The sequence below is a fragment of the Nostoc sp. DedQUE07 genome, assembly GCF_034530975.2.
Taxonomy (GTDB): Bacteria; Cyanobacteriota; Cyanobacteriia; order Cyanobacteriales; family Nostocaceae; genus Nostoc.
Genome location: NZ_JAVRCC020000009.1, coordinates 74,211 through 96,228, shown reverse-complemented (window position 1 = coordinate 96,228; position 22,018 = coordinate 74,211). Strand labels below are relative to the sequence as shown.

15 protein-coding genes and 2 pseudogenes are annotated in these 22,018 nt (G+C 42.2%); 10 read left to right on the top strand and 7 right to left on the bottom strand.

The window, feature by feature from the left end:
- Positions 1-57 precede the first annotated feature (57 nt).
- On the bottom strand, positions 58-2,799 hold the full coding sequence (locus RMZ95_RS10200; protein WP_322686792.1) for a DUF3536 domain-containing protein: 2,742 nt from the start codon (positions 2,797-2,799) through the stop codon (positions 58-60).
- Between the two features lie 532 nt (positions 2,800-3,331).
- On the opposite strand from RMZ95_RS10200, the gene cax reads away from it, so the two are divergent.
- Positions 3,332-4,423, top strand: a complete 1,092-nt coding sequence (gene cax / locus RMZ95_RS10195) for a calcium/proton exchanger (protein ID WP_322686793.1) — start codon at positions 3,332-3,334, stop codon at positions 4,421-4,423.
- 305 nt (positions 4,424-4,728) lie between these two features.
- Positions 4,729-5,865, top strand: a complete 1,137-nt coding sequence (locus tag RMZ95_RS10190) for a serine/threonine-protein kinase (protein ID WP_322686794.1) — start codon at positions 4,729-4,731, stop codon at positions 5,863-5,865.
- Positions 5,866-6,291: 426 nt separating this feature from the next.
- On the opposite strand, the pseudogene gndA reads toward RMZ95_RS10190, so the two are convergent.
- A pseudogene (gndA, locus tag RMZ95_RS10185) lies at positions 6,292-7,713 on the bottom strand (NADP-dependent phosphogluconate dehydrogenase); the annotation flags it as partial.
- A gap of 215 nt (positions 7,714-7,928) precedes the next feature.
- Here gndA and RMZ95_RS10180 point away from each other — a divergent pair.
- Positions 7,929-8,666 (top strand): Ycf66 family protein, encoded by a 738-nt coding sequence (locus RMZ95_RS10180; RefSeq protein ID WP_322686795.1) that lies wholly within the window; start codon positions 7,929-7,931, stop codon positions 8,664-8,666.
- 53 nt (positions 8,667-8,719) lie between these two features.
- Here the strand turns inward: RMZ95_RS10180 and RMZ95_RS10175 are convergent, their stop codons facing one another.
- From RMZ95_RS10175 to RMZ95_RS10155, 5 genes and pseudogenes are all read right to left on the bottom strand, one after another.
- A complete protein-coding gene (locus RMZ95_RS10175) occupies positions 8,720-9,139 on the bottom strand; it encodes a hypothetical protein (RefSeq protein ID WP_322686796.1) in 420 nt (139 codons plus the stop codon).
- Positions 9,132-9,350, bottom strand: coding sequence for a hypothetical protein (locus RMZ95_RS10170; RefSeq protein WP_322672480.1), 219 nt, complete (start codon positions 9,348-9,350; stop codon positions 9,132-9,134). The genes RMZ95_RS10175 and RMZ95_RS10170 overlap by 8 nt, the downstream gene beginning before the upstream one ends.
- Positions 9,351-9,646: 296 nt before the next feature.
- Complete coding sequence (locus tag RMZ95_RS10165) at positions 9,647-10,228, bottom strand: pentapeptide repeat-containing protein (RefSeq protein WP_322688085.1); 582 nt, start codon at positions 10,226-10,228, stop codon at positions 9,647-9,649.
- A 285-nt stretch (positions 10,229-10,513) separates the two neighbouring features.
- Positions 10,514-11,539, bottom strand: a complete 1,026-nt coding sequence (locus tag RMZ95_RS10160; RefSeq protein ID WP_322686798.1) for a diguanylate cyclase — start codon at positions 11,537-11,539, stop codon at positions 10,514-10,516.
- An 887-nt stretch (positions 11,540-12,426) separates the two neighbouring features.
- Positions 12,427-12,659: pseudogene (locus RMZ95_RS10155) on the bottom strand (heavy-metal-associated domain-containing protein).
- Between the two features lie 272 nt (positions 12,660-12,931).
- On the opposite strand from RMZ95_RS10155, the gene alaS reads away from it, so the two are divergent.
- The 7 genes from alaS (at position 12,932) to RMZ95_RS10120 (ending at position 21,711) form a co-directional block, all read left to right on the top strand.
- Positions 12,932-15,574, top strand: a complete 2,643-nt coding sequence (gene alaS, locus RMZ95_RS10150) for an alanine--tRNA ligase (protein WP_322686799.1) — start codon at positions 12,932-12,934, stop codon at positions 15,572-15,574.
- A 435-nt stretch (positions 15,575-16,009) separates the two neighbouring features.
- Complete coding sequence (gene trpB / locus RMZ95_RS10145) at positions 16,010-17,245, top strand: tryptophan synthase subunit beta (protein WP_322686800.1); 1,236 nt, start codon at positions 16,010-16,012, stop codon at positions 17,243-17,245.
- A gap of 31 nt (positions 17,246-17,276) precedes the next feature.
- Positions 17,277-18,434 carry a class I SAM-dependent methyltransferase gene (locus tag RMZ95_RS10140; protein WP_322686801.1) on the top strand — a complete coding sequence of 386 codons (1,158 nt, stop codon included), beginning with the start codon at positions 17,277-17,279 and terminating at the stop codon, positions 18,432-18,434.
- A 135-nt stretch (positions 18,435-18,569) separates the two neighbouring features.
- Positions 18,570-18,851 carry a hypothetical protein gene (locus tag RMZ95_RS10135; RefSeq protein WP_322672486.1) on the top strand — a complete coding sequence of 94 codons (282 nt, stop codon included), beginning with the start codon at positions 18,570-18,572 and terminating at the stop codon, positions 18,849-18,851.
- 434 nt (positions 18,852-19,285) lie between these two features.
- A complete protein-coding gene (locus tag RMZ95_RS10130) occupies positions 19,286-19,816 on the top strand; it encodes a CAP domain-containing protein (protein ID WP_322686802.1) in 531 nt (176 codons plus the stop codon).
- A 627-nt stretch (positions 19,817-20,443) separates the two neighbouring features.
- Entirely contained in the window at positions 20,444-20,992 is a 549-nt protein-coding gene (locus tag RMZ95_RS10125; RefSeq protein ID WP_322672488.1) for a CAP domain-containing protein, read from the top strand.
- A gap of 89 nt (positions 20,993-21,081) precedes the next feature.
- Complete coding sequence (locus tag RMZ95_RS10120) at positions 21,082-21,711, top strand: ribonuclease H-like domain-containing protein (protein WP_322672489.1); 630 nt, start codon at positions 21,082-21,084, stop codon at positions 21,709-21,711.
- Positions 21,712-22,018: the final 307 nt, after the last annotated feature.

Here is a 22,018-nt window from a genome sequence, read left to right as displayed (position 1 = left end):
GAGAAGGGGAAATTTTCCCCTTCTCTATGCGTGAGATTTTACCGTGCGTCCCTACATCTATTTCAACTGATTTGAGATCGAGCTAACATCAACGGCTAATTTTTTACCCAACTTGAGCAACTGAAGACACTGATTATCTCCTTCATTCCCAACGCTAGTAATACACACTGGTGCTATCTGACTTTGCAGACAACTAAAGTATAGTTCCTGCGATCGCTGTAGGGAAATATGAATATTTAGTTGATCCCCGACATCAATCAATCGCTCCAATAGTTGGATATCTGCATTAAAGCTATCATTGGCATCGTGCAACAATTGCCAGAGCGATCGCGCAATTAACTGTTCTAACATTTCCTTCCCGTCGGGAATATTCAGCCGACAACGCAGATGTTTTGCTTCAGTAGCGATCGCCTCTAATTCTAAGATGTGATTCCAACTTTTTTGGGGATCGGCAATCTCTTGCTCAAGCGATCGTAATGTCATCAGACAGCGATGCCCTAAAGCAATATCTGCTGCCACCTGCAATTCTTGCGGTACTGCGATTTCATCGCGATGAAACGCCATCAGCACACCGTAATTATCACGGTAGGCCTGAGTATATAACTGTCCTAAACGTGCCAGTGTTTCCTGGCTCAACAGCCGCATAATCCGGTGGCGTTCTTCAGCAAATAGATTTTGCAAGTTAAAAGCTTCTTTTCCAAATAGCTGTGTCATCGCCAAGATCGTATGAGCCGCACTAGCTTGTTTTAGCGCCCCAAACAGCTTTTCTTTTAATTTGCTGTAGTCACGCCGCCCAGTAAATTGTTGAATACCACAGTGGAAATCCCAGCCTCCCAAATGTAGGACTGCAAATACCAAATGCTCACTTTCCCAAGTAATCTCTGATACCAGCTTTAAATTTCCCACAGCCAGAGTTAGCGATCCCATACGTTGCAGTTGGTAATCTAGCTCATTGGCAGCATAGCAATAAACCCGCTTCTGGTAACGCTGAGACTGTTTGTCAGCAGCATCTTTTCTCGGTAGAGAATTATGTGTTTCTGCTGGTTTCTGATTGGTAAACAGGGAAGTAATGGCGTAATGGGCTGCAACTTGCTTAAAGCCAAGTTGGGCAGTTAACACTAGTTGTCGATAAATTTCCGCACCGTGTTTGAACTGATCCACATTACTGGGGGCTAAACCAAGATGTTTGACGAAGCCTTTTTCTAGCTGCACGCCGGCCACTTCCCCTGCCAATTCCAAAGCACGGGCGGCATAGCGCAGAATTTGTGTCCCTTCTGGACGGGAAATTTCTTCAAAAAACCAGCCACAACTAGTGAACATCAACAAAGCATGACGCTGCATTTCTAACAAGCGCAAAGCGTCTACTTGTTCAGCTGCGGTTAGTTTGTGGGTTTGATGACGGGCGAGAAAACGGTTGACATTGCCAGCAGAGCGATCGCGTATTACTTGGATATATTCATCTCGCGCTAGCCAGGGATCGCGAAATAACTGTCTACCATGTTCTGTATACACTTCAGTTAGCCGATCCCGCAGCCAATTTAGAGCATCCCGCAGTGGACGACGCCATTTCTGATGCCAAACTGAGCCTTCCCCACCGCAACCACAGTCATCCTCCCATCTGCCGACACCGTGGGCGCAACTCCAGGCTGTGACTGACTTTAATTCCACTTCCCAACTGGGAGAATTTAAGCTCAGGTAGTGGGCGAAGTTCGTCACCGTCCAACCCTGTTGAGGAAAGTCTTTGGTAAAGGCGTAGGCTAAAGTTTTCTCAGTTCCCTTTTTGTGATGTCCGAAGGTTTCTCCATCTGTCGCCACAGAAATCAACTGTGCCAGACGATGATCCCCACGTACTGCCGAACCAATACGTCCGGCAAAGTGACTGGAATTATAAACCACATCACTAAAACCCATATCCCGCGATATCGGCCCGTCGTAAAAGAAGATATCAATGTAGGGCAATTCTTCTGTACTACTATCGTTGGGGCTAGTGGCGATCGCCTCCGGCGGGGCGTAGCCCATCGCACTCAGAGGTGAAGATGAAGTATCTAGCGTCGGCTTCAAATAACAACGATAGGGACGGGTGGAATCAATCTGACTACCGCCGACTTCGATCCATTCAGGATGGGGACGATCTGGAGTCGGGAGGGGACGGCAACGTAGCGCTTGAGACGGTGCAAGGACAATGAAGCGAATACCTTCAGCAACAAGAGCTTCTAGGGTGGCGTAGTCTACAGCCGTTTCTGCTAACCACATCCCTTCGGGATCGCGGCCAAAGCGGGAGCGGAAGTCTTCTTTACCCCAGCGAATTTGGGTATATTTGTCGCGCTCGTTCGCCAGAGGCATGATGATGTGATTGTATACTTGCGCGATCGCATTGCCGTGACCATGCAAGCGTTGGCTACTCTTGGCATCCGCCTCTAAAATGCGCTGATAAACCTCCACATCGTAGCGTTCTAGCCACGACATCAGCGTTGGGCCGATATTAAAACTGAAATACTCGTAATTATTGACGATCCCCACCACTTCACCTTGGTCATTTAAGACTCTGGCAAAGGCGTTTGGACGATAGCATTCCCAATGAATCCGCTCATTCCAATCATGGAAAGGTGCAGCGCTCGGTTGGCGTTCAATTGCGTCCAGATAAGGGTTTTCCCTTGGTGGCTGGTAAAAATGACCATGCACCGTCACATAAACACCATTAGCCTTTCTCAGGGGATCGGTTTCGTGAGCGTTTTTGGGATCTGAATGTAATGTTAACGTTGAGCCAGAGCTAGCTGGCATTTCAGCAGCAGAAGTCATGTATATTTATCCAAAACAAAAAACTTACAGTTGCACCGAAAACATTGTGCGTAAACCTTTCTCCAATGGTTTGAGCGCAAAATCCGGTATAAACAACAACTATGAAATCTAACTAAATTTTTGACAAATCTTCCTCATTGTAGTGGCAAATCTGCGTTATCGCACAGCCCTTTCCCTAAAGGCTTAAATGTAATTAGCCATTGAACAAAGACTCAGTTAGGGGTTTCCTCGTTAGTAGCGCCAATTAAAATTTTAATTGTCTTTTAATATATTAAACCCCATTTTTGGTGTAATATTTTGGCTCAAATTCATAGTTTTGCAACAAAAGATTACGAAAACTCATTATATCGCAATTTTGCTTTACACAACATCTGCAACGGTGAACGGAAAACAGTACAATTTCTGAATTGCTCTACAGGCGGTTGAGAGTATCCTATGGGAGTGCTGAATGAAAGTGATTGTTAATTCAACACTCCAAATTTGAAACTTAGGATTGCTCGCTGTGAATGATACCCTCAACTTAAGACAACAAATGTCAATCAAAAACATTATTCTTTTCGCTTTACTTCTGTTTATCCCAGTTTCCTTAGCAGCCCACTTTCTGGAGTGGGGAGAATTGGCAGTTTTCATTACAGCCGGATTAGCCATTCTGCCCTTAGCAGCTTGGATGGGTACAGCGACAGAAGAAATTGCTGTCGTAGTTGGGCCATCGCTGGGGGGCTTGTTAAACGCCACCTTTGGCAATGCTACAGAATTAATCATTGCCTTAGTAGCGTTGAACGCTGGGTTAATAGATGTAGTCAAAGCTAGTATCACGGGATCGATTATTAGCAACTTACTACTAGTGATGGGTTTTTCCATGCTTTTGGGAGGACTGCGCTACAAAGAACAGACATTTCAGCCAATTGTGGCGCGGGTGAATGCTGCTTCGATGAATTTGGCAGTGATTGCGATTTTGATGCCAACAGCAATGAACTATACTTCTCAAGGAATTAACGAACAAACATTGCAAAATCTTTCTATTGCTGTTGCCGTAGTTTTAATCTTGGTTTACGCCCTAACGCTGCTATTTTCGATGAAAACCCACTCCTATTTATATGATGTGGGTGTTGCGGAAACAGAAGAAGAGGAGATTCCTCATAAAAAACCAAATATGATGTTGTGGGTTGGCGTGCTGCTAGTATGTACCTTACTAGTAGCACTTGAGTCAGAAATGTTGGTCGATTCTCTAGAAGTGGCTACATCTCAGCTAGGTTTAACGGCGCTGTTTACAGGGGTGATATTAGTTCCCATCGTCGGTAACGCGGCTGAACACGCTACAGCAGTCACCGTGGCGATGAAAGACAAGATGGATCTTTCTCTTTCGGTAGCTGTGGGATCGAGTATGCAGATTGCCTTATTTGTTGCACCCGTGTTAGTTATAGCAGGGCGGGTATTGGGGCAACCAATGGATTTGGATTTCAAACCCTTTGAATTAGTCGCTGTAGTTGTGTCAGTGTTGATTGCCAACAGTATTAGTTCCGACGGAAAGTCTAATTGGCTGGAAGGCACTTTGTTATTAGCTGCTTATACAGTGTTGGGGTTCGCCTTTTACTTCCATCCAGTTATGGAAGGTATGGGGTAGTTAGCAGGACGGAAGTTAGAAAGAGGAAAAGGGGCAGGGGGCAGGGAGCAGGGGGAAACCCTATAAATAAATTTACTTTCTCTGTACCTTTTTATTTCTCCTAAAAAGTTCGTAGTAAGGAATTTAGTGCTTATCTTCTAAGCACGCTTTGTGCTTAGTACAAACCCTCAAAACGAGCTTATTGTACTAGTTAGTAGTGCGACGCCGAATAGCCCGTCGTAGAGATCGCTCATATTTTAACGGATTCGCAAAAGTCTCCACCCTTAACGCCAGTAAAATAAAGAGATATAAGAGCGATCGCCTATATGAGCTACTGCCTTAACCCCCATTGTCCTAAGCCTGAAAATCCGAATCATGTCAATTTTTGCGTGACTTGCGGTGCAAAATTACTCCTCAAAGAACGTTACCGTGCTATCAAACCAATCGGACAAGGTGGTTTTGGCAAAACTTTCTTAGCCGTAGATGAGGATAAACCCTCAAAACCACGCTGTGTAATTAAGCAATTTTATCCTCAATCCCAAGGCACTAACACTCTTGCCAAAGCTGTAGAGTTATTTAATCAAGAAGCGGTGCAGTTAGATGAATTGGGCAAACATCCCCAAATTCCCGAACTACTGGCATATTTTACCCAAGAAGCTCGGCAGTATCTTGTACAAGAATTTATCGACGGGCAAAACTTAGCTCAGGAATTGGCACATAGAGGTGCTTTTAGTGAAATAGAAATTTGGCAACTATTAAACGATTTATTATCAGTTTTACAATTTTGTCACGCCAAACACGTAATTCACCGCGATATTAAACCAGAAAATATTATTTTACGCGAGAGCGATCGCAAACTAGTATTAGTAGATTTTGGTGCTGCTAAATCTGCCACTGGCGCGGCCTTAAATAAAACTGGTACTACTATTGGTAGTCCAGAATATGTTGCCCCGGAACAAATGAGAGGTAGGGCTATTTTTGCTAGTGATATTTATAGTTTAGGTGCGACTTGTATTAATTTATTAACAGCGCGATCGCCCTTCGATTCTTATGATACCAGCAACGATACTTGGGTATGGCAGCAATACTTACAAACTCCCGTCAGTAATCAGTTGAGTCGCATTCTCAACAAGATGCTAGAAAGTATTCCAATTCGGCGTTATCAAACAGTAGATGAAGTTCTCAAAGACTTAAATCAACAGCCACAAGTAGCAGCAGCAGCGATTGCACCAAAGCCTATCTCTCAATCACCACCAAATTCTCCACCCGCTTTTTTATCGAAATCTCCTAGTCAACTTGAGAAAGAATTAGAAGAAATGAAAACCCAATTTATGGGTAGTAGTAAACCTCAACCAAATAAAATACAGCCACCAAACCCGACACCTCAGCCTTCTAGTAAAAGCAAAATAGATGAAGAATTAGAAGAATTAAAAACCAAATATCTTGGTAATAATAACTCTTAATATTAAGGTAGTGAAAAAGACATAAGCTGTTATACATCTAAGAAAGCACATTTAGGCAGCAGAGAGGCAGAGGAACAAGAGAGAAAGATTGATGCCTTTTCTCTAAAATGAAAAATATGCAAGTTAATTAAACCTCTTGCATAAATCAAAAATAAAGAACCCCACCCCGCATTTGAGTAAGACAAACACTCCCCTCCTCGCAAGCAAAGAGGGATTGGGGGTGGGGTGTTAAGGACTTTTGCAAGAGGTCTAATGTGTATTAGCTTAAGAATTAACAGTGATAACTGAACAAAAAAAGTGGCTCTTTACAGAGCCACTTTAAAATTTACAATTTAAAACTCTCTAAACTTTTGGAGAAGTTGTAGGTGTTGTAGGTGTAGTTGGTTCTGAAGTTTGCAGCTCTCTTGGTGTGGAAGTTTGCACTGATGCTTCAGAAATCGGTGTCCATTCGGTGTGGAAAGCTCCGGGCTTATCAAGTCGCTCGTAGGTGTGCGCCCCGAAGTAGTCGCGTTGGGCTTGAGTGAGGTTTTGGGGCAAGCGATCGCGTCGATAGCTGTCAAAATAATCTAATGACGCACTGAATGCTGGCACTGGAATTCCCAGTTTTGCTGCTGTTGCCAACACTTCCCGCCAAGCTGTTTGTCTGTCGAGAATCGTCTGCTTGAATTCCGGGGCTAATAGCAGGTTAGGTGGCGCTGGATTTTCGTTAAATGCCTTCTTAATCTTATTCAAAAATCCAGCACGAATAATACAGCCACCCTTCCAAATCCGTGCCATTTCACCTAAATTCAAGTTAAAATTATAGGTTTTTGAAGCTGTAGCTAGCAGTGCCATGCCCTGAGCGTAAGAACAGATTTTCGAGCAATACAGGGCATCTCGCACCATGTTGATAAAGGCTTTGGTATCTCCCTCATACTTGCCAGAAGGGCCTGTAAGTATCTTGGATGCTGCTACCCGTTCTTTTTTGAAGGAAGACATGATCCGGGCGTTCACCGCTGCAATGATTGTTGGTACAGAAACACCCAAATCCATTGCAGTTTGCACTGTCCAGCGTCCGGTTCCCTTTTGCCCTGCGGCATCAACAATCAAATCGACTAAGGGTAGATTTGTTTCTGGATCAATGTAGGGGAAAATCTTTGACGTAATTTCAATCAAAAACGAATTGAGTTCGTCGGTAGTGTTCCATTCGGTAAAAACTTCGTGTAGCTGATTATGGTCTAGTCCAGCAACATTTTTCAGCAAGTCGTAGGCTTCAGCAATCAGCTGCATATCGCCATACTCAATGCCGTTGTGTACCATTTTGACGTAGTGACCGGCGCCACCAGGACCACAATAGGTTACGCAAGGACCATCGTCAACTTGGGCAGCAATTTTATTAAAAATTGGCGATAGATACTCGTAGGAGCTTTCTGTACCTCCTGGCATGAGTGAAGGCCCATTTAGCGCACCTTCTTCACCACCGCTGACACCCATCCCGATAAACCGAAGTCCAGCCGGTTCTAGTTCCTGAGTGCGTCGTTCCGTATCTTCAAACCAAGAGTTGCCACCGTCGATAATGATATCGCCTTCGTCTAACAAAGGTTTGAGTTGAGCAATCACCGCATCCACTGGCTTACCAGCTTGCACCATCACTAGAATTTTGCGGGGACGTTCCAATAAGGCAACGAATTCTTCTAGAGTAAAGGCGGCTTTGACGTTCCGTCCTGGCGCACGCTGCGCCATAAACGCATCCGTTTTTTCTCGGGAGCGGTTGTAAACTGCAATTGGGAAGCCATTGCGCTCTACGTTTAGAGCGATGTTCTCACCCATAACGGCTAATCCAATCACACCAAAGCTTTGTAGTGTCATAAAAAATTTCTGGCTAACTCTTGCAGATCCTTTTACTTTAAGGGTAGTCCGATATTTTCCCTTCTCTCCTAAAGAAGACCTTAAGACTTGAATAAATGACAAAAATCCACAACTAACAGGGATAATTAATTTTAAATTGTATCTAAATCAACAATTGACTGGCAAAATTTGCAAAATTGAAATAATTAAAGGACGTAGTAAGGAGTAACCAAATAATGCTGGCATATGTCCTAGCTTTGGTGGTCGGTCTTGGTAGTTTAGCCATTTACATAGCAGCTTTCTTTTTCCCAGAAATCCACCGCAAGAATGACTTTATCTGGAGTGGTGTAGGATTATTCTACGCCTTAGTCTTATGGGTGTTTGCACCACGCATTACTGGGGGTTTGTTGCTCGGTCATGTGGCTAGTGTGGCTCTTTTGGTCTGGTTTGGCTGGCAAACTCTATCATTACGTCGGCAATTGACCCCGCAGGTACAACAAACCCAAGTACCCAGTGCTGAGACAGTAAAAACTGGCATTCAGGAACAGGTGAATAAGTTGTCGCTTCAGGAACGGCTGGGCCAGTTGCAAAAAGGTCTGGGTAACACTTTCAGTGGCGCGAAAGACAAGGTGCAGCAGACTGTGAGTAAAAAGACACCCACAACCCCTAAATCTGAAGATATTATCTCTGTAATGTCAGAGAAACCTGCTGTTGAGATTATTGACAAAACTATTGTCATACCAGAACAACCAGCAGAGGAGACAGTTACTACCGACACCAAAGCAAAAACCGAGAGTGTACCGGAAGCGATTCCCCCACATCCTCCATCTCCTGAATTGGTGGAAGCAGCGCAACCAGATTTTGAAATCGAGGATAAGCAACCGATTCCTGTAGAAGAAATTGCGCCGGATGCGGTACTCGCTCCCCCAGCAGAAACGCCACCAGAACAAATACCGCCTAATCAAGGTAGTTGAATTCAGTGAAACCCAACGTTAACCTAATATAGTGTTGGGTTTCACTATTTCCATCAGGCTATTTTAGAGCTAATTTCAAACGCTAATTCAGAACGATAGAAGCACACATCAAACGCTAAAAAGAAATTCATGTGTCCTAAAATCAATGGGGCATTTCTATCTTTTGTCCAAGCAAAAGCTAACTCTACTGTCGGAAATTGTTCAACATTCGCCATCAACACCAATGCCCTCGCCTCAAACCTAGCCAGATTACCACCCAATGGAACGGAGAGTCTTTGACGTTCCCAAACTGCTCCCAGCCTTAACCCGATTTCGTAGGGCAATACGTTGACAGTAGAACCAGTATCTAGTAGACCTGATACACTTACAGAACGATTATGATAAGTGAGAATTAGCGGTAGATAAGGCAGCGTACTTAATGCACCGAGTTCTGGATTTACCTCAGTAAATGCAAATCTAACTTTATCAACCATGTGTTGCCGCTTTTTCTTCTGCTAATGCCTTCGCTAAAACAGCAGCAGCTTCAAAAGAATCATATAAGCCAAGACTAGCTATTTTGTCTTGAGCATCCAATGGGACTAAACTTGATTCCTTTAACAATTCGGTTGCCAGTAAATGCATTAGTAAAAGTTTATCAGTGTGGGATAATTCTTTAAGTAGCGGTATAAGTTCGGTAAGAAGCATAAGTTAAGGCTTTAATGAATTTAGATAATTAGATAAATTTTAGAGCATAGTATGGGGGATGCTTGCAAGATACTGTTCTAATTCTGGTGGCAAGTTCAGGGTTAAGGTCATAAGTCTCTTTTGAGTGACACCATACATTTATTCAAGAAAAGATTGAAAAAAACAGAAAAATATTTTGGGATGAGAAAGGCGATATACCTGATGACTTTGCTGCTGGATTGTCTGCTTCTCTCATGGCAGAAGAAATTAGCGATTCAAAAATTTCTGACAAATTTTTACTGAATAATTTTTACTCCTTACCCACTCCAACGGTTAGCAGTGATAATACTGCCGTCTGGCATAGTGGTGTTATGGAGAATAACAGTATCATGACTGTCAAAACTCATATTGGTGACATTCATCAAATTGGTATTGGTAAAGTCAACATTCCTGAAAGAAACGTTAGTCAAATCGGCACCAGTCAGGTTAGCATCCCTCAAGATAGTATCTTCCAGGCAAGACCGATACAAATCAGCACCACTGAGGTCAGCCCCCGTCAGATTAACGCCCTCGAAAAGAACAGTCAGGGAGGCATCTCTGAAGTCAGTCCCAGCGAAGTTAGCACTTCCTCTTACGTAAACACTTTCCAACTTGGCTCTTCTCAAATCAGCCCCAGCGAAGTTAGCACCAACCAATTCCGCATTATCCAACCTGACTCTAAACAAATTAGCACCACTCAAATTGGAACTGATGAGATTAGCACTACTCAAATTGGCAAAACTCAAGTTAGCTCCAGTAAGATTGATACCACTCAAGTCAGCCCAACTCAAATCAACCCCAGTAAAATCTCTTTCCCCAGCAGTATATCGCTGCAACAACTCTTCAGCAGTTATCCTCATGTATATACCTCCGCACTAATCAACACATATAAAGATAACCCACTCAACCTGTGGCAATCACTATTCGACCCCACCTTCAACACCACTGTTTAGACTATCTTTAATTCTCAGTATTCCCAAACAGAGAACGCCGTCTAACTAACACCAGGATATTTATGTAGAATTAAATGTATGAATAAAAACTTTAATTCAGGCGATCGCACTTTTGAAAGTAAGATTAGTATCCAAATAAATTATTAATTTGAGCCGTTTATGACTCAATGTCTGATTAGACGCTCCTAACTTTCACGAAGAAACAACTTTCAAATGTGAGCCATGATGAGATAGGTAGCTGGAGTTAATCACCCGATTACGCCCAGATGTTTTAGCCTGTAACAAACATTGATCGGCACGATGCAGCAGACTCTCTCCTTTCTCGTCATCCTCAGCTTGCAGAGAGGCTGTACCCAAACTAATGGTGACATTAATTGTCAGTTTATTGTTGAGTGCAAATGGTTCGTCGCTGACTACGCGATTGAGACGACGTGCTACTAATAGTGCTTCGTCATCGGTAGTGTTAGCTAGAAGAATTACAAATTCTTCGCCACCATAGCGGAATGCTGTATCTTGGCAGCGCAGATTGTGGCGCAAACGCTGACATAATACTTGCAAAATGCGATCGCCTACTAAATGCCCATGAGTATCGTTAACTTTCTTAAAATGATCTACATCCAGAATAATCAAGCTCAAGGAAGTTTTTTGAGTCCTGGCTCTTTGAATTTGTCTGGGTAAGTCCCATTCTAAAGCACGACGATTATTTAATTCTGTCAAGGAATCGGCTAAGGCGATCGCAGATAACATATCATTTGTCCGAATCAAATCTCGGTATTTTTGTGCTTTCCGCAAACCAACTGTCAATTGAGCAAGTATTAGTCCATGATTGGCAGTCAACTCTGCCAAGCTATAGTCTGTTTTTTCTTCAATAAGATGCCAAATATATGCATCGGCTCCTTGCTTTAGTGCCGCAGCACTCATTTCCAATTCCCTATGCCAACCTTTATTTCGCTCAGTAAGCTGCTGGGAACGATCCTCGAAAAGAATACAATATATCCACGATAGTTTTGTTTGATCTTTCAACCAACCGCAGAGTTCCATACTACTATCCAGGCTAGCCTGCACCAGGATTATATCGGGGGGTGTTGTTTTAATCCGCGACACTGCTCGATCCAAATTGTCTATAACTTCTACACTAAAAGCAGTCGCATAACGGATCTGATCTGGAAGTGTGGCGATAAAATTATTTTTTCCAAAGATCAGAATAGAAATATTCATTGCTTTATTTTTTATCCTATTTAAATTTTAAATAAATTCACTTGGGTAACTACTGCTTTCGTCGTCTAATACTAAATATTATGTTTTAGGCTCAATTATATTTTTTCATCTTGTTTTTTAAGCATCGATTAGATAGTGAAATTCCAAACTTAATCTCATTTGAAGACTTTATGTTTACTACTACCGTTTCGGAAAGATTCCTCTCTAATAACTAATGTCTTCTTTACAGTTTATTTTTGAAACAGTAAAAATACTGAATATTATTTAAATGTATAAAAACTATGATTGTGGTTTCTTAAGTACTATTCACATGATGAAAATACCGAAACAAATAGTTTGTAATAACCATTGCATTAGGTAAACAAATTTATTTTCAAGTAAAAAAATAAAGAAAATATAAAAATTTTTAATTGAGTTATAAAATCCGAAATTATATTATGCAATTCAAAATATTATTTCCCATAAAAACTTTTAGCTTTTTTATTTATAAGCTAGGGTTAGATCGCATATTAAGAAAGTGTTGAAAATAATATATAATATACACCGCAAAACTATATCCTGCTATGTACAGGAGCTTTTTGGGGCTTACCTCCCATCGAAATAAAGACAGAAGTTGTTGGGTAAAAATTTATAATTTAATTAAAATTTTGTCCCCAAAAAACAATGCGTTAGCAGGAGAAATAAAATATTTCTGCCGAAGTCTTATCTAGATTTGCCTATTTACTTAATTCACGTCTTTTTTATTTGCTGTAACATCATAAATTTAGAAAACAAAGCTAAATAAAAAAATTATGTCAAAACCTGCTACTAATTTGGGGAAGTTATTTCTATTCCGCCTTTCTACAGGCGGAAAATATAAAAAAATTTTGTTAGTCTCGCTTGAGATATTAAAGTCTAAACTTCTTCTGTGAAAAGCTGGAATCCGATCGATAACCTTCTCCAGCGTAACCACCAGCAGCAACAATTACCTGTTTGATTGACTCCTCAGAAGCTTCGGACTCCACCGTGACAGTTTTAGCGTTAATATCGACATCCACTTTGACTTCAGGTTCTGTAATCTAGTAATTATTTTTGCACATCCCTCAAAAGCAATATTTGATACTTTCAGTTTTAGTGCCATTTGCTACCTCAGTATGGGATTTTTAAAGTATTTCTTAATGATTAATTTTAAGCCTTGAAATGCGATGTTTACGACGGGCTACGCCTATGGACATCCTGCCAAAGTGAGATAGTAGCTTAATAGCATCCTAGTAACTGCATATGTATCGCCCAATGGCAGAATTCGCTGGCAGTAATATGAAACAAAATGCAAGAATATATAAAGCTATTTATGAAAATACACCTACCTAGTGCCGCTACGCCTAAGTCTCAAGTCTAAAGTTAAAAACACCTATGTCTTCAAATCCCCAGTACCTAAGCGGTAACGAAATTCGCAACATATTTCTCGACTTCTTTGCCCAACGGGAACACCAAATTCTCCCAAGTGCCTCCCTCGTGCCAGAAGACCCAACTGTGCTGCTGACGATCGCGGGGATGCTACCATTTAAGCCAATATTCTTGGGGCAGCGCACGCCAGAATTTAAACGGGCTACGACTTCGCAAAAGTGTATCCGCACCAACGACATTGAGAATGTTGGACGCACCAAACGGCATCACACCTTTTTTGAGATGCTGGGTAATTTCAGCTTTGGTGATTATTTTAAAGAACAAGCGATCGCTTGGGGTTGGGAAATCTCCACGCAAGTCTTTGGCTTTTCCCCCCAAAATCTCGTCGTCAGCGTTTTTGAAGATGATGATGAAGCCTTTGGAATTTGGCGCGATCGAATCGGTGTGCCGATAGCGAGAATTAAACGCTTGGGCGAAGATGATAATTTTTGGGTATCCGGGCCGACTGGGCCTTGTGGCCCTTGTTCCGAAATTTATTACGATTTCCACCCAGAACGCGGTGATGAAAATATAGATTTAGAAGACGATTCCCGGTTCATCGAGTTTTACAATCTCGTGTTTATGCAATATAACCGGGATGCGTCAGGCAATTTAACGCCACTGCAAAACAAGAACATCGACACCGGGATGGGTTTGGATAGAATGGCGCAAATTCTCCAAAAAGTGCCCAATAACTACGAAACTGACCTGATTTTCCCAATTATCCAAACAGCAGGGAAAATTGCTGGTGTTGATTACCACAGCAGTGATGAAAAAACTAAAACTTCCCTAAAAGTCATTGGCGATCACGTTCGTGCTGTCATCCACATGATCGCTGATGAAATTCGCGCTTCCAATGTCGGACGCGGTTATGTGCTGCGGCGATTAATTCGGCGGGTAGTGCGTCATGGGCGATTAATTGGGATTTCTGGTGAATTTACTACCCAAGTTGCTGAAACTGCGATCGCTCTTTCCGAATCAGCTTACCCCAATGTGCGCCAACGAGAAGCAGCAATTAAAGCTGAGTTGCAACGGGAAGAGTCTAATTTCCTCAGAACTCTGGATAGAGGCGAAAAACTCCTAGAAGAAATCATTCAAGAGGTGAAACAACGAGGGGAAACTCAAATTAGCGGTGAAAGTGCATTTACTCTTTACGATACCCACGGTTTCCCCTTTGAACTTACTCAAGAAATTGCTGAGGAAAACAACTTAACAGTTGATGTTGATGGATTCCAGAAAGCAATGCAAATCCAACAACAAGGAGGTAGAGGCGCACATGAAACCATCGATTTAACTGTACAAGGTTCCCTCGATAAATTAGCAGAACACATCCAAGTCACCGAGTTTTTAGGTTATACCCAATCGGCAGCGACGGCAAAAGTCGAAGCGATTTTGGTAGAAGGTGTTTCTCAAGAGGAAGCAGAAGCGGGGACAGAGGTGCAAATTGTCCTTGACAAAACGCCATTTTATGGTGAATCTGGGGGACAAATTGGCGATCGCGGTTATATCTCTGGTGATGGTATTGTTGTTCGGGTAGAAGACGTGAAGAAAGAATCTGATTTCTTTGTTCACTTCGGACGCATCGAACGCGGTACACTGCGCGTAGGCGATCGCGTCACCGCCCAAATCGATCCGGCTTGTCGCCGTCGCGCCCAAGCAAATCATACCGCAACGCACCTATTGCAAGCGGCATTGAAAAAAATTGTTGATGAGGGGATATCTCAAGCAGGTTCTCTGGTTTCCTTTGATAGGTTGCGCTTTGACTTCAATTGTCCCCGCGCATTAACAGCAGAAGAAGTCCAACAAGTTGAAGAACAGGTGAACACTTGGATTGCTGAGGCTCATGCTGCGAAAGTGGAAGTATTACCAATAGCCGAGGCAAAAGCTAGAGGTGCTGTTGCCATGTTCGGCGAAAAATACGGAGAGGAAGTGCGCGTGATTGACTTTCCTAGCGTATCAATGGAACTATGCGGTGGGACTCACGTAAGTAATACTGCTGAAATTGGCGTCTTCAAGATTATCTCGGAAGCTGGCGTGGCTTCTGGCGTGCGGCGGATTGAAGCTGTTTCGGGGCCAGCAATCTTAGATTATCTGAATCTGCGGGATAAAGTAGTTAAAGATTTGAGCGATCGCTTTAAAGTTAAACCCGAAGAATTACCAGACAGAATCACAAGTCTGCAAAGCGAACTGAGAAATAGCCAGAAGGAACTAGAAACCTTAAAGGTACAGCTAGCGATCGCAAAATCAGACAGCTTACTACAAACAGCCCAAACCGTAGGCGATTCTAAAATTATTGTTGCCCAATTAGAAGATGTCGATCCAGAATCATTGAAAACCGCAGCCGAACGATTGTTGCAAAAAATCGGTAATGGTGCAGTGGTACTGGGTTCTGTTCCTGAAGAAGGAAAAGTGAGTATAGTTGCAGCTTTTAGTCCAGAAGTGAACAAAAAAGGTTTGCAAGCTGGTAAATTTGTGGGTGCGATCGCTAAAATTTGCGGTGGCGGCGGCGGTGGAAGACCAAACCTAGCCCAAGCCGGCGGACGCGATGCAAGTAAATTACCAGATGCATTGCAACAAGCGGAAAGTGAATTAAAGTCCGCTTTGGGTTAATCTCTTCCTGACTTTTCGCGTCATCTGGAAAAGAAGAGGGCAAAACTTAATCCCATTCCCGACGCGGGAAGAAAACTACAGTTTACTCACAAGTTCTTTGACCTGCAATGCCATTGTTAGTCGAAACAATGGCATTACTCTTGTTCCCATCTTCTGCATGAGAATATAACGGTTCTCAATTGTATGAAATACAGACCTAACCCCCAGCCCTTTCCCTACTAGCGTTGGGGAGTAAGATTCAAAGCCTCTCTCCTAAAAGGAGAGAGGAATGGAAGTGAGGTCAAACTGTATTGCATCCAAGCGAGAAACGCTATAAGCAAAGCTTCACCAAGCTAAGTCTTTAGGACTATTATTCTCCTATTCCCAATTCCCCATTTCCCAGATATGCTTCAGACTTTTCTATAATTAAGTGATTCCCGTCATCAAAAACAGCCTGTGACTACCACTCCCCTATCTCCAAGTTCAACTGCTCAGGTTCCAGATACACTCGGCCGCTTCGGACGCTTTGGCGGTAAGTATGTACCTGAAACGCTCATGCCTGCCCTAGCTGAACTAGAAACAGCTTATCAGCAATACCGCAATGACCCTGGTTTTCAAGCAGAACTACAGCAGTTGTTACGAGACTATGTAGGACGTGCGACACCATTGTATTTTGCTGAACGCCTGACTGCTCATTATGCTAGACCCGATCGCACCGGGCCACAAATTTACTTAAAACGTGAAGATTTAAATCACACTGGCGCTCACAAAATCAATAATGCTGTTGGTCAAGTATTGTTGGCGAAACGCATGGGTAAGCAACGGATTATTGCCGAAACGGGTGCTGGACAACATGGAGTGGCTACAGCTACAGTTTGCGCTCGTTTTGGGCTGGAATGCATAATTTACATGGGCGTTCAGGACATGGAACGCCAAGCTTTAAATGTGTTTAGAATGCGGTTGATGGGGGCAGAAGTGCGTCCGGTGGAGGCGGGAACCGGAACTTTGAAGGATGCTACTTCTGAAGCAATCCGCGATTGGGTGACAAATGTAGAAACAACTCACTACATTCTGGGTTCGGTAGCAGGGCCTCATCCTTACCCGATGATGGTACGTGATTTCCATGCAATAATCGGCGAAGAAACTCGCGCCCAAGCAATCGAAAAGTGGGGTGGATTACCTGATATTCTCTTGGCTTGTGTGGGTGGTGGTTCCAATGCGATGGGACTATTTTATGAGTTTATTAATGAGTTTTCTGTACGCTTCATTGGGGTTGAGGCAGCCGGCGAAGGTGTCAATACCGAAAAACACGCCGCAACCTTGACAAAAGGACGAGTTGGTGTATTGCACGGAGCAATGAGCTACCTGCTGCAAGATGAAGATGGGCAAATCATTGAGGCACACTCAATTAGTGCGGGGTTAGATTATCCTGGTGTGGGGCCAGAACATAGTTATTTGAAAGATATTGGTCGCGCTGAATACTATAGCGTGACGGATGCCGACGCTTTGGCGGCATTCCAGCGATTAGCGAAATTGGAAGGGATTATCCCGGCATTAGAAACAGCCCATGCGATCGCTTATCTCGAAACTCTCTGTCCTCAACTAACCGGCAGTCCTCGGATTGTAATTAACTGCTCTGGACGTGGTGACAAAGATGTACAAACGGTAGCCAAATTATTATATCCAGCGTAAATATAGCTCAAATTTTTGGGAGGAAGCAATCATGGCTCAACAATTCCAACACCCAATGTTACCGCAACCTACTCACGACGAGTTGGCACGCCAAAACTTTGTGCAAACTATGAAAATGCACATTTTCAAGAATGTCACTCCTGGTAATAAAGAAATTTATGAAAAACTAGCCAAGCCGAAGTTTGAACAAGAACATCAGCGCCCTCCCGAAAATCGTTATGAAATTCGGGAAGTAATGCAGCACGAACCCTACTATCGCTGGACTAGTGCCCTGAAGCGCATCAACCAGGAAATGTTATGGGATGCTGTAAATGCCAACGTTGACAGAGAACTGCCTGAGTTGATTGAGCGCGCCAAAAATAAGGGTGGTGAACTGGGTACTTTAACACTCGATCCAAATTTTCAAATACCTGCTTATCAAAAGGCTGTAGACATTCACTGTATGCCCGGAGGATATCACGGTGAATTCACTGCTGATGATGTCGCAGCCGGTGCAACCTACGATCGCGGCGCTTACGTTTATGGACTAGGTTGGTTGGGGCCGCTCAACGATGATATGGGGCTATCTTTAGTCCAAAACTACCTTTTAGCAGAGTTTCCCAACTTTCGACCGAGAAAAATCCTCGATATGGGATGTTCTATTGGCAATAGCACATTACCTTATGTCGATGGTTTCCCAGATGCAGAAGTCCATGCTATAGATATAGGCGCATCTATACTGCGTTATGCTCATGCAAGAGCCGAAGCCTTGGGAAAACGAGTACACTTCTCTCAGCAAAATGCCGAACATACTAACTTCCCTGATGAATCATTTGATTTAGTGGTTTCTCACATTTTGCTGCATGAAATCCCTCCGTCATCTGTGCGTAAAGTTATGCAAGAGTCTTATCGTCTACTGGCTCCTGGTGGCATGATGATTCATCTAGAAGCACCCCTTTATCGTCACATGGATGTTTATACACAGTTTATTTATGATTGGGAAACCGCTAACAACAACGAACCTTTCTGGAGTGCTGTACGCGATTTAGATTTGGTGCCGCTAGTTACTGAGGCTGGTTTTGCAGCAGATAAGACATTCGAGAAATTTGTCCCGAATGGGGCATGGAAAGCAAAAGAAACTAATGGTATGTTTCAAAATCGTAACTCAGCCACCCAAGGCACGTGGTTTGTGGTTGCTGCAACTAAGTAAGCAGAGAAAATTTTGTAATTCGTAATAGGCTATGGCCTGCTACGAAGACAATAATTTGTAATTGGGAAAGTCAGATTTTTTCTGGCTTTCCTCATTTTGTATGTCTAGTCTTATTTTTGGAGAATTGGTATCAGGATGACAAAAATAGCCAAGGGTAAACGACCTGTTTACTTAGAAAATCCGCAAACTGATAAATTGTTAGCGATCGTCATGGCCTTGACTGGTGAGGTGTCCGTGCTGCATGAGCGGCTAGACACCATCGAACGATTGCTAGAGGTGAAAGGTATTTTATCGACTAGTGAAATTGAAGCTTACGAACCGGATGTCAAAGTAACCAAGGAACGGGAACAGTGGCGTGCAGAATATATTGCACGGGTGTTGCGTGTGATACAGGAAGAGGTAGAAACCTTGAAATAAAGCTAGTTAAAATTACGTAGAAAAATGGCTGAATAAATCCAGCCATTTTTTATGCGACATTCCGCATATTCAACTTTCACAATCGGTTTTTACTGTTTTTATCATATAAATAAGCTATTTAATATACTTAGGTACAGTAAAATAGCTGAATTTATGAAGATGAATAAGCATAATCTAGAACTCATAAATTCAAAAAAGTCTAGTAATTACACTATATAACAGTTTAAATGCGGAATCTTGAATAAAAAGAATCATACTAATGGTAGAAGACAAATATTGATTAAATAGTAATGATTTTGCGTTAAATCATGCAGTTAAACGTTTACTAGTAGTTTTTGAGCAAAAAAGCCCACAATTAAAGCAATTTAGACTTATAAGCAATTTGTCACATTGATATTCATTGGTTACATTGTCTAAAACTTTACTGAAAACAAATGATCAAACAAATAGTTTACAGCGTTGTTTTAGGCACTCTTGCTCTCAGTAGTGGAGCGATCGCTACTTCTGTAACAAATCCAACTTGTACGCCTGTGTCTTCAAACGTATCGAATAATACTAATCAAATTGCAGCATCTAGTACGGATATTGCTGCTCTAGAACAGTCGATTTTTAACCAAATCAATAACTACAGAGTTTCCCAAGGGCTACCAGCGCTAACTCGTAATTCTGCTATGGATAATCAAGTTAGGCTTCACAGTAAGAACATGGCTAATGGTACTGTTCCCTTTGGACATAATGGATTTTCACAACGTCTTAATGCAACCGGTGTTTCTTACAGATCGGCTGCTGAAAATGTCGCTTACAACCAGGGATATGGCGATCCTGCCACAATGGCTGTTCAAGGCTGGCTCAAAAGTCCAGGGCATCTTGCTAATATCAGAGGTAATTATAATCTGACGGGGATTGGTGTTGCTAAAAACAGTCAAGGCGCAATCTACTTCACACAAATGTTCATTCGCCAATAGGTTGGACGCGATGTGCAACTTAATATTCTGACCTAACTTCCATTGCTCTCTCCTGCAAAGAGCTATCCATTACCCGGATCTTTTTCAAAATTTGTGAGAGTATTCACTCACGTTTTTTATAACCCTGATTCGTTCGTCGTTAATTCCCAATAAAAACCTACTTTTAGCGAGAAGATTAAGAGCTAACTTGTCAAGTATGCCACACACCGAGCGTGTCAAGATTGTAAAGAAAGATGTGACTAATGGATAGCCTGCAAAAAGAGAGAGGCTTTGAATTTTACCTATTTCTGATTGTTAGGCAAGGAGATTAGGTTTGAGTAAAAATTGTACATAGCGTTAGATTTGGTAAAGTTTAGGTTTTTTCGTAAATTCCCCAGACTTTAACCTGTTAGTAAAGCTTTTGCTAGATAATTCATGAAAATCTGAAATTATTAGCCAAATTAACCATGATTTTCATGAAGTTGACCTATTGAAGTACTGACAATTGGAAATTATTGTTTGTGTTACTTGTAAAGGATGTAGCCAAATTGCCGAAATTCATCATTACTTAATAGTATTGTGGTATATATCCTTGGAACAATAGGGTAGAGTAGAAGTCTTATATCTCTACACATTACGCAATTCTCCATGTTCCGACAAACTGCTTTTGGCATCGCTTTAAGTGCGCTTGTCCTTGCTAGTGGATTAACGACTGCTCCGATACCAAATCATACTTCTACGAATACATCCACCCGTAATAAGCTGTTGTCGCTTTTTTCTAGTCAAGTTGCAATATCGACTCCTACTTTTAAAACTACTGAGCTAGAAAAATCAGTATTTGACCAAATTAATCGATATCGGGCTTCTAAAGGGCTGCCAAAGTTGACTTTAAATGCAAATTTAACTCGACAGGCAAGAATTCATAGTCAAAATATGGCTAAAGGTAAAACCCCATTTAGCCATCAGGGATTTGAAGGGCGAGTCAAAGCTATTCCGATTCGCTACAACAGTGCAGCAGAAAATGTTGCTTTTAACCGGGGATATAGCAACCCCGTAGAGGAAGCTGTTACTGGTTGGATCAAAAGTCCCGGACACCTAAAGAATCTTAAAGGAAATTACAACTTGACTGGAATTGGCGTTGCTACTAATAATCAAGGCGAAGTCTACCTAACACAGATGTTTTTTCGCACTAGGTAGATTTAATTTTTGATTTTTTTGCACAATAATAATGTAGTGTCTGACAAGACTTTTTTCTGCTGGACACTGCTATTATTTTTGAACAATTGATGACATTACTAGATTTTCAGGTGAGCGATCGCGATCTCAGTGACGCAGCCCTTAGCGAGTATTTAGAATCTACAGCGATCGCAGTTGATACAGAAACGATGGGATTGCTGCCGTTGCGCGATCGCTTGTGTCTCGTCCAGCTGTGCAATCTTGAAGGGAAAGTAACTGCAATCCGCATAGCTAAAGGACAAGCTGACGCCCCCAACTTAAAAAAACTCTTGGAAGCAGTCAATGTCGTGAAAGTGTTTCACTTTGCTAGATTTGACTTGGCCACTTTGCGAGCCAATCTGGGTATTCAGGTACGGCCAATTTTTTGCACTAAAATTGCCAGTAAATTAGCCCGTACTTACACAAATCGCCACGGACTCAAAGACGTGGTACAAGAGTTAGAACAAGTGGAACTAGATAAAAGCTCTCAAAGTTCTGATTGGGGTAACGCCGTTAGCTTATCTGAAGCTCAACTAAGCTATGCTGCCAACGATGTACGCTATTTACTTAGTGTGCAGCAGAAGTTAATACAAATGCTGAAACGAGAAGAACGTTGGCAAATTGCTCAAGAATGTTTTGAGTTTCTACCAACTATAGTTTCCTTAGATTTATTGCAATTCAAGGATCTATTTGAACACTAATCGAATAGGGAATAGTGACAATAAATTTTTATTGATCGTCAATTCCTACTAGTTATATGTCAAGTTGAAATTGATAGATAAGCAGGTTCGTAGTAAGTACTAAAGTCGTTATTTTTTCCCAGGCACTAAAGTGCTTACTACAAACCCTTATACTAAATTACAGCAGATTTCAAGTTAGTGGAATATACAAAGGTTAGTCTCAAAGCCAGGTATATATAAAGCCTCTTTTACTTTTGGATTCTGACGCCTTGGCGGAGCGTCTTTGGCTTTGCTCCCGAATTCTGAATTCTGCTGTATTTTTTACCTA

Coding starts and splice junctions, on each gene's coding strand:
- RMZ95_RS10165 (WP_322688085.1), bottom strand. CDS start 10,228: ATGAGGATAACTGCTGAAGAGTTGTTGCAGCGATATACTGCTGGGGAA.
- RMZ95_RS10160 (WP_322686798.1), bottom strand. CDS start 11,539: ATGAATATTTCTATTCTGATCTTTGGAAAAAATAATTTTATCGCCACA.
- RMZ95_RS10140 (WP_322686801.1), top strand. CDS start 17,277: ATGGCTCAACAATTCCAACACCCAATGTTACCGCAACCTACTCACGAC.
- RMZ95_RS10125 (WP_322672488.1), top strand. CDS start 20,444: ATGTTCCGACAAACTGCTTTTGGCATCGCTTTAAGTGCGCTTGTCCTT.
- RMZ95_RS10175 (WP_322686796.1), bottom strand. CDS start 9,139: ATGGTTGATAAAGTTAGATTTGCATTTACTGAGGTAAATCCAGAACTC.
- RMZ95_RS10130 (WP_322686802.1), top strand. CDS start 19,286: ATGATCAAACAAATAGTTTACAGCGTTGTTTTAGGCACTCTTGCTCTC.
- RMZ95_RS10200 (WP_322686792.1), bottom strand. CDS start 2,799: ATGACTTCTGCTGCTGAAATGCCAGCTAGCTCTGGCTCAACGTTAACA.
- RMZ95_RS10170 (WP_322672480.1), bottom strand. CDS start 9,350: ATGCTTCTTACCGAACTTATACCGCTACTTAAAGAATTATCCCACACT.
- RMZ95_RS10120 (WP_322672489.1), top strand. CDS start 21,082: ATGACATTACTAGATTTTCAGGTGAGCGATCGCGATCTCAGTGACGCA.
- alaS (WP_322686799.1), top strand. CDS start 12,932: ATGTCTTCAAATCCCCAGTACCTAAGCGGTAACGAAATTCGCAACATA.
- cax (WP_322686793.1), top strand. CDS start 3,332: ATGTCAATCAAAAACATTATTCTTTTCGCTTTACTTCTGTTTATCCCA.
- RMZ95_RS10135 (WP_322672486.1), top strand. CDS start 18,570: ATGACAAAAATAGCCAAGGGTAAACGACCTGTTTACTTAGAAAATCCG.
- RMZ95_RS10190 (WP_322686794.1), top strand. CDS start 4,729: ATGAGCTACTGCCTTAACCCCCATTGTCCTAAGCCTGAAAATCCGAAT.
- RMZ95_RS10180 (WP_322686795.1), top strand. CDS start 7,929: ATGCTGGCATATGTCCTAGCTTTGGTGGTCGGTCTTGGTAGTTTAGCC.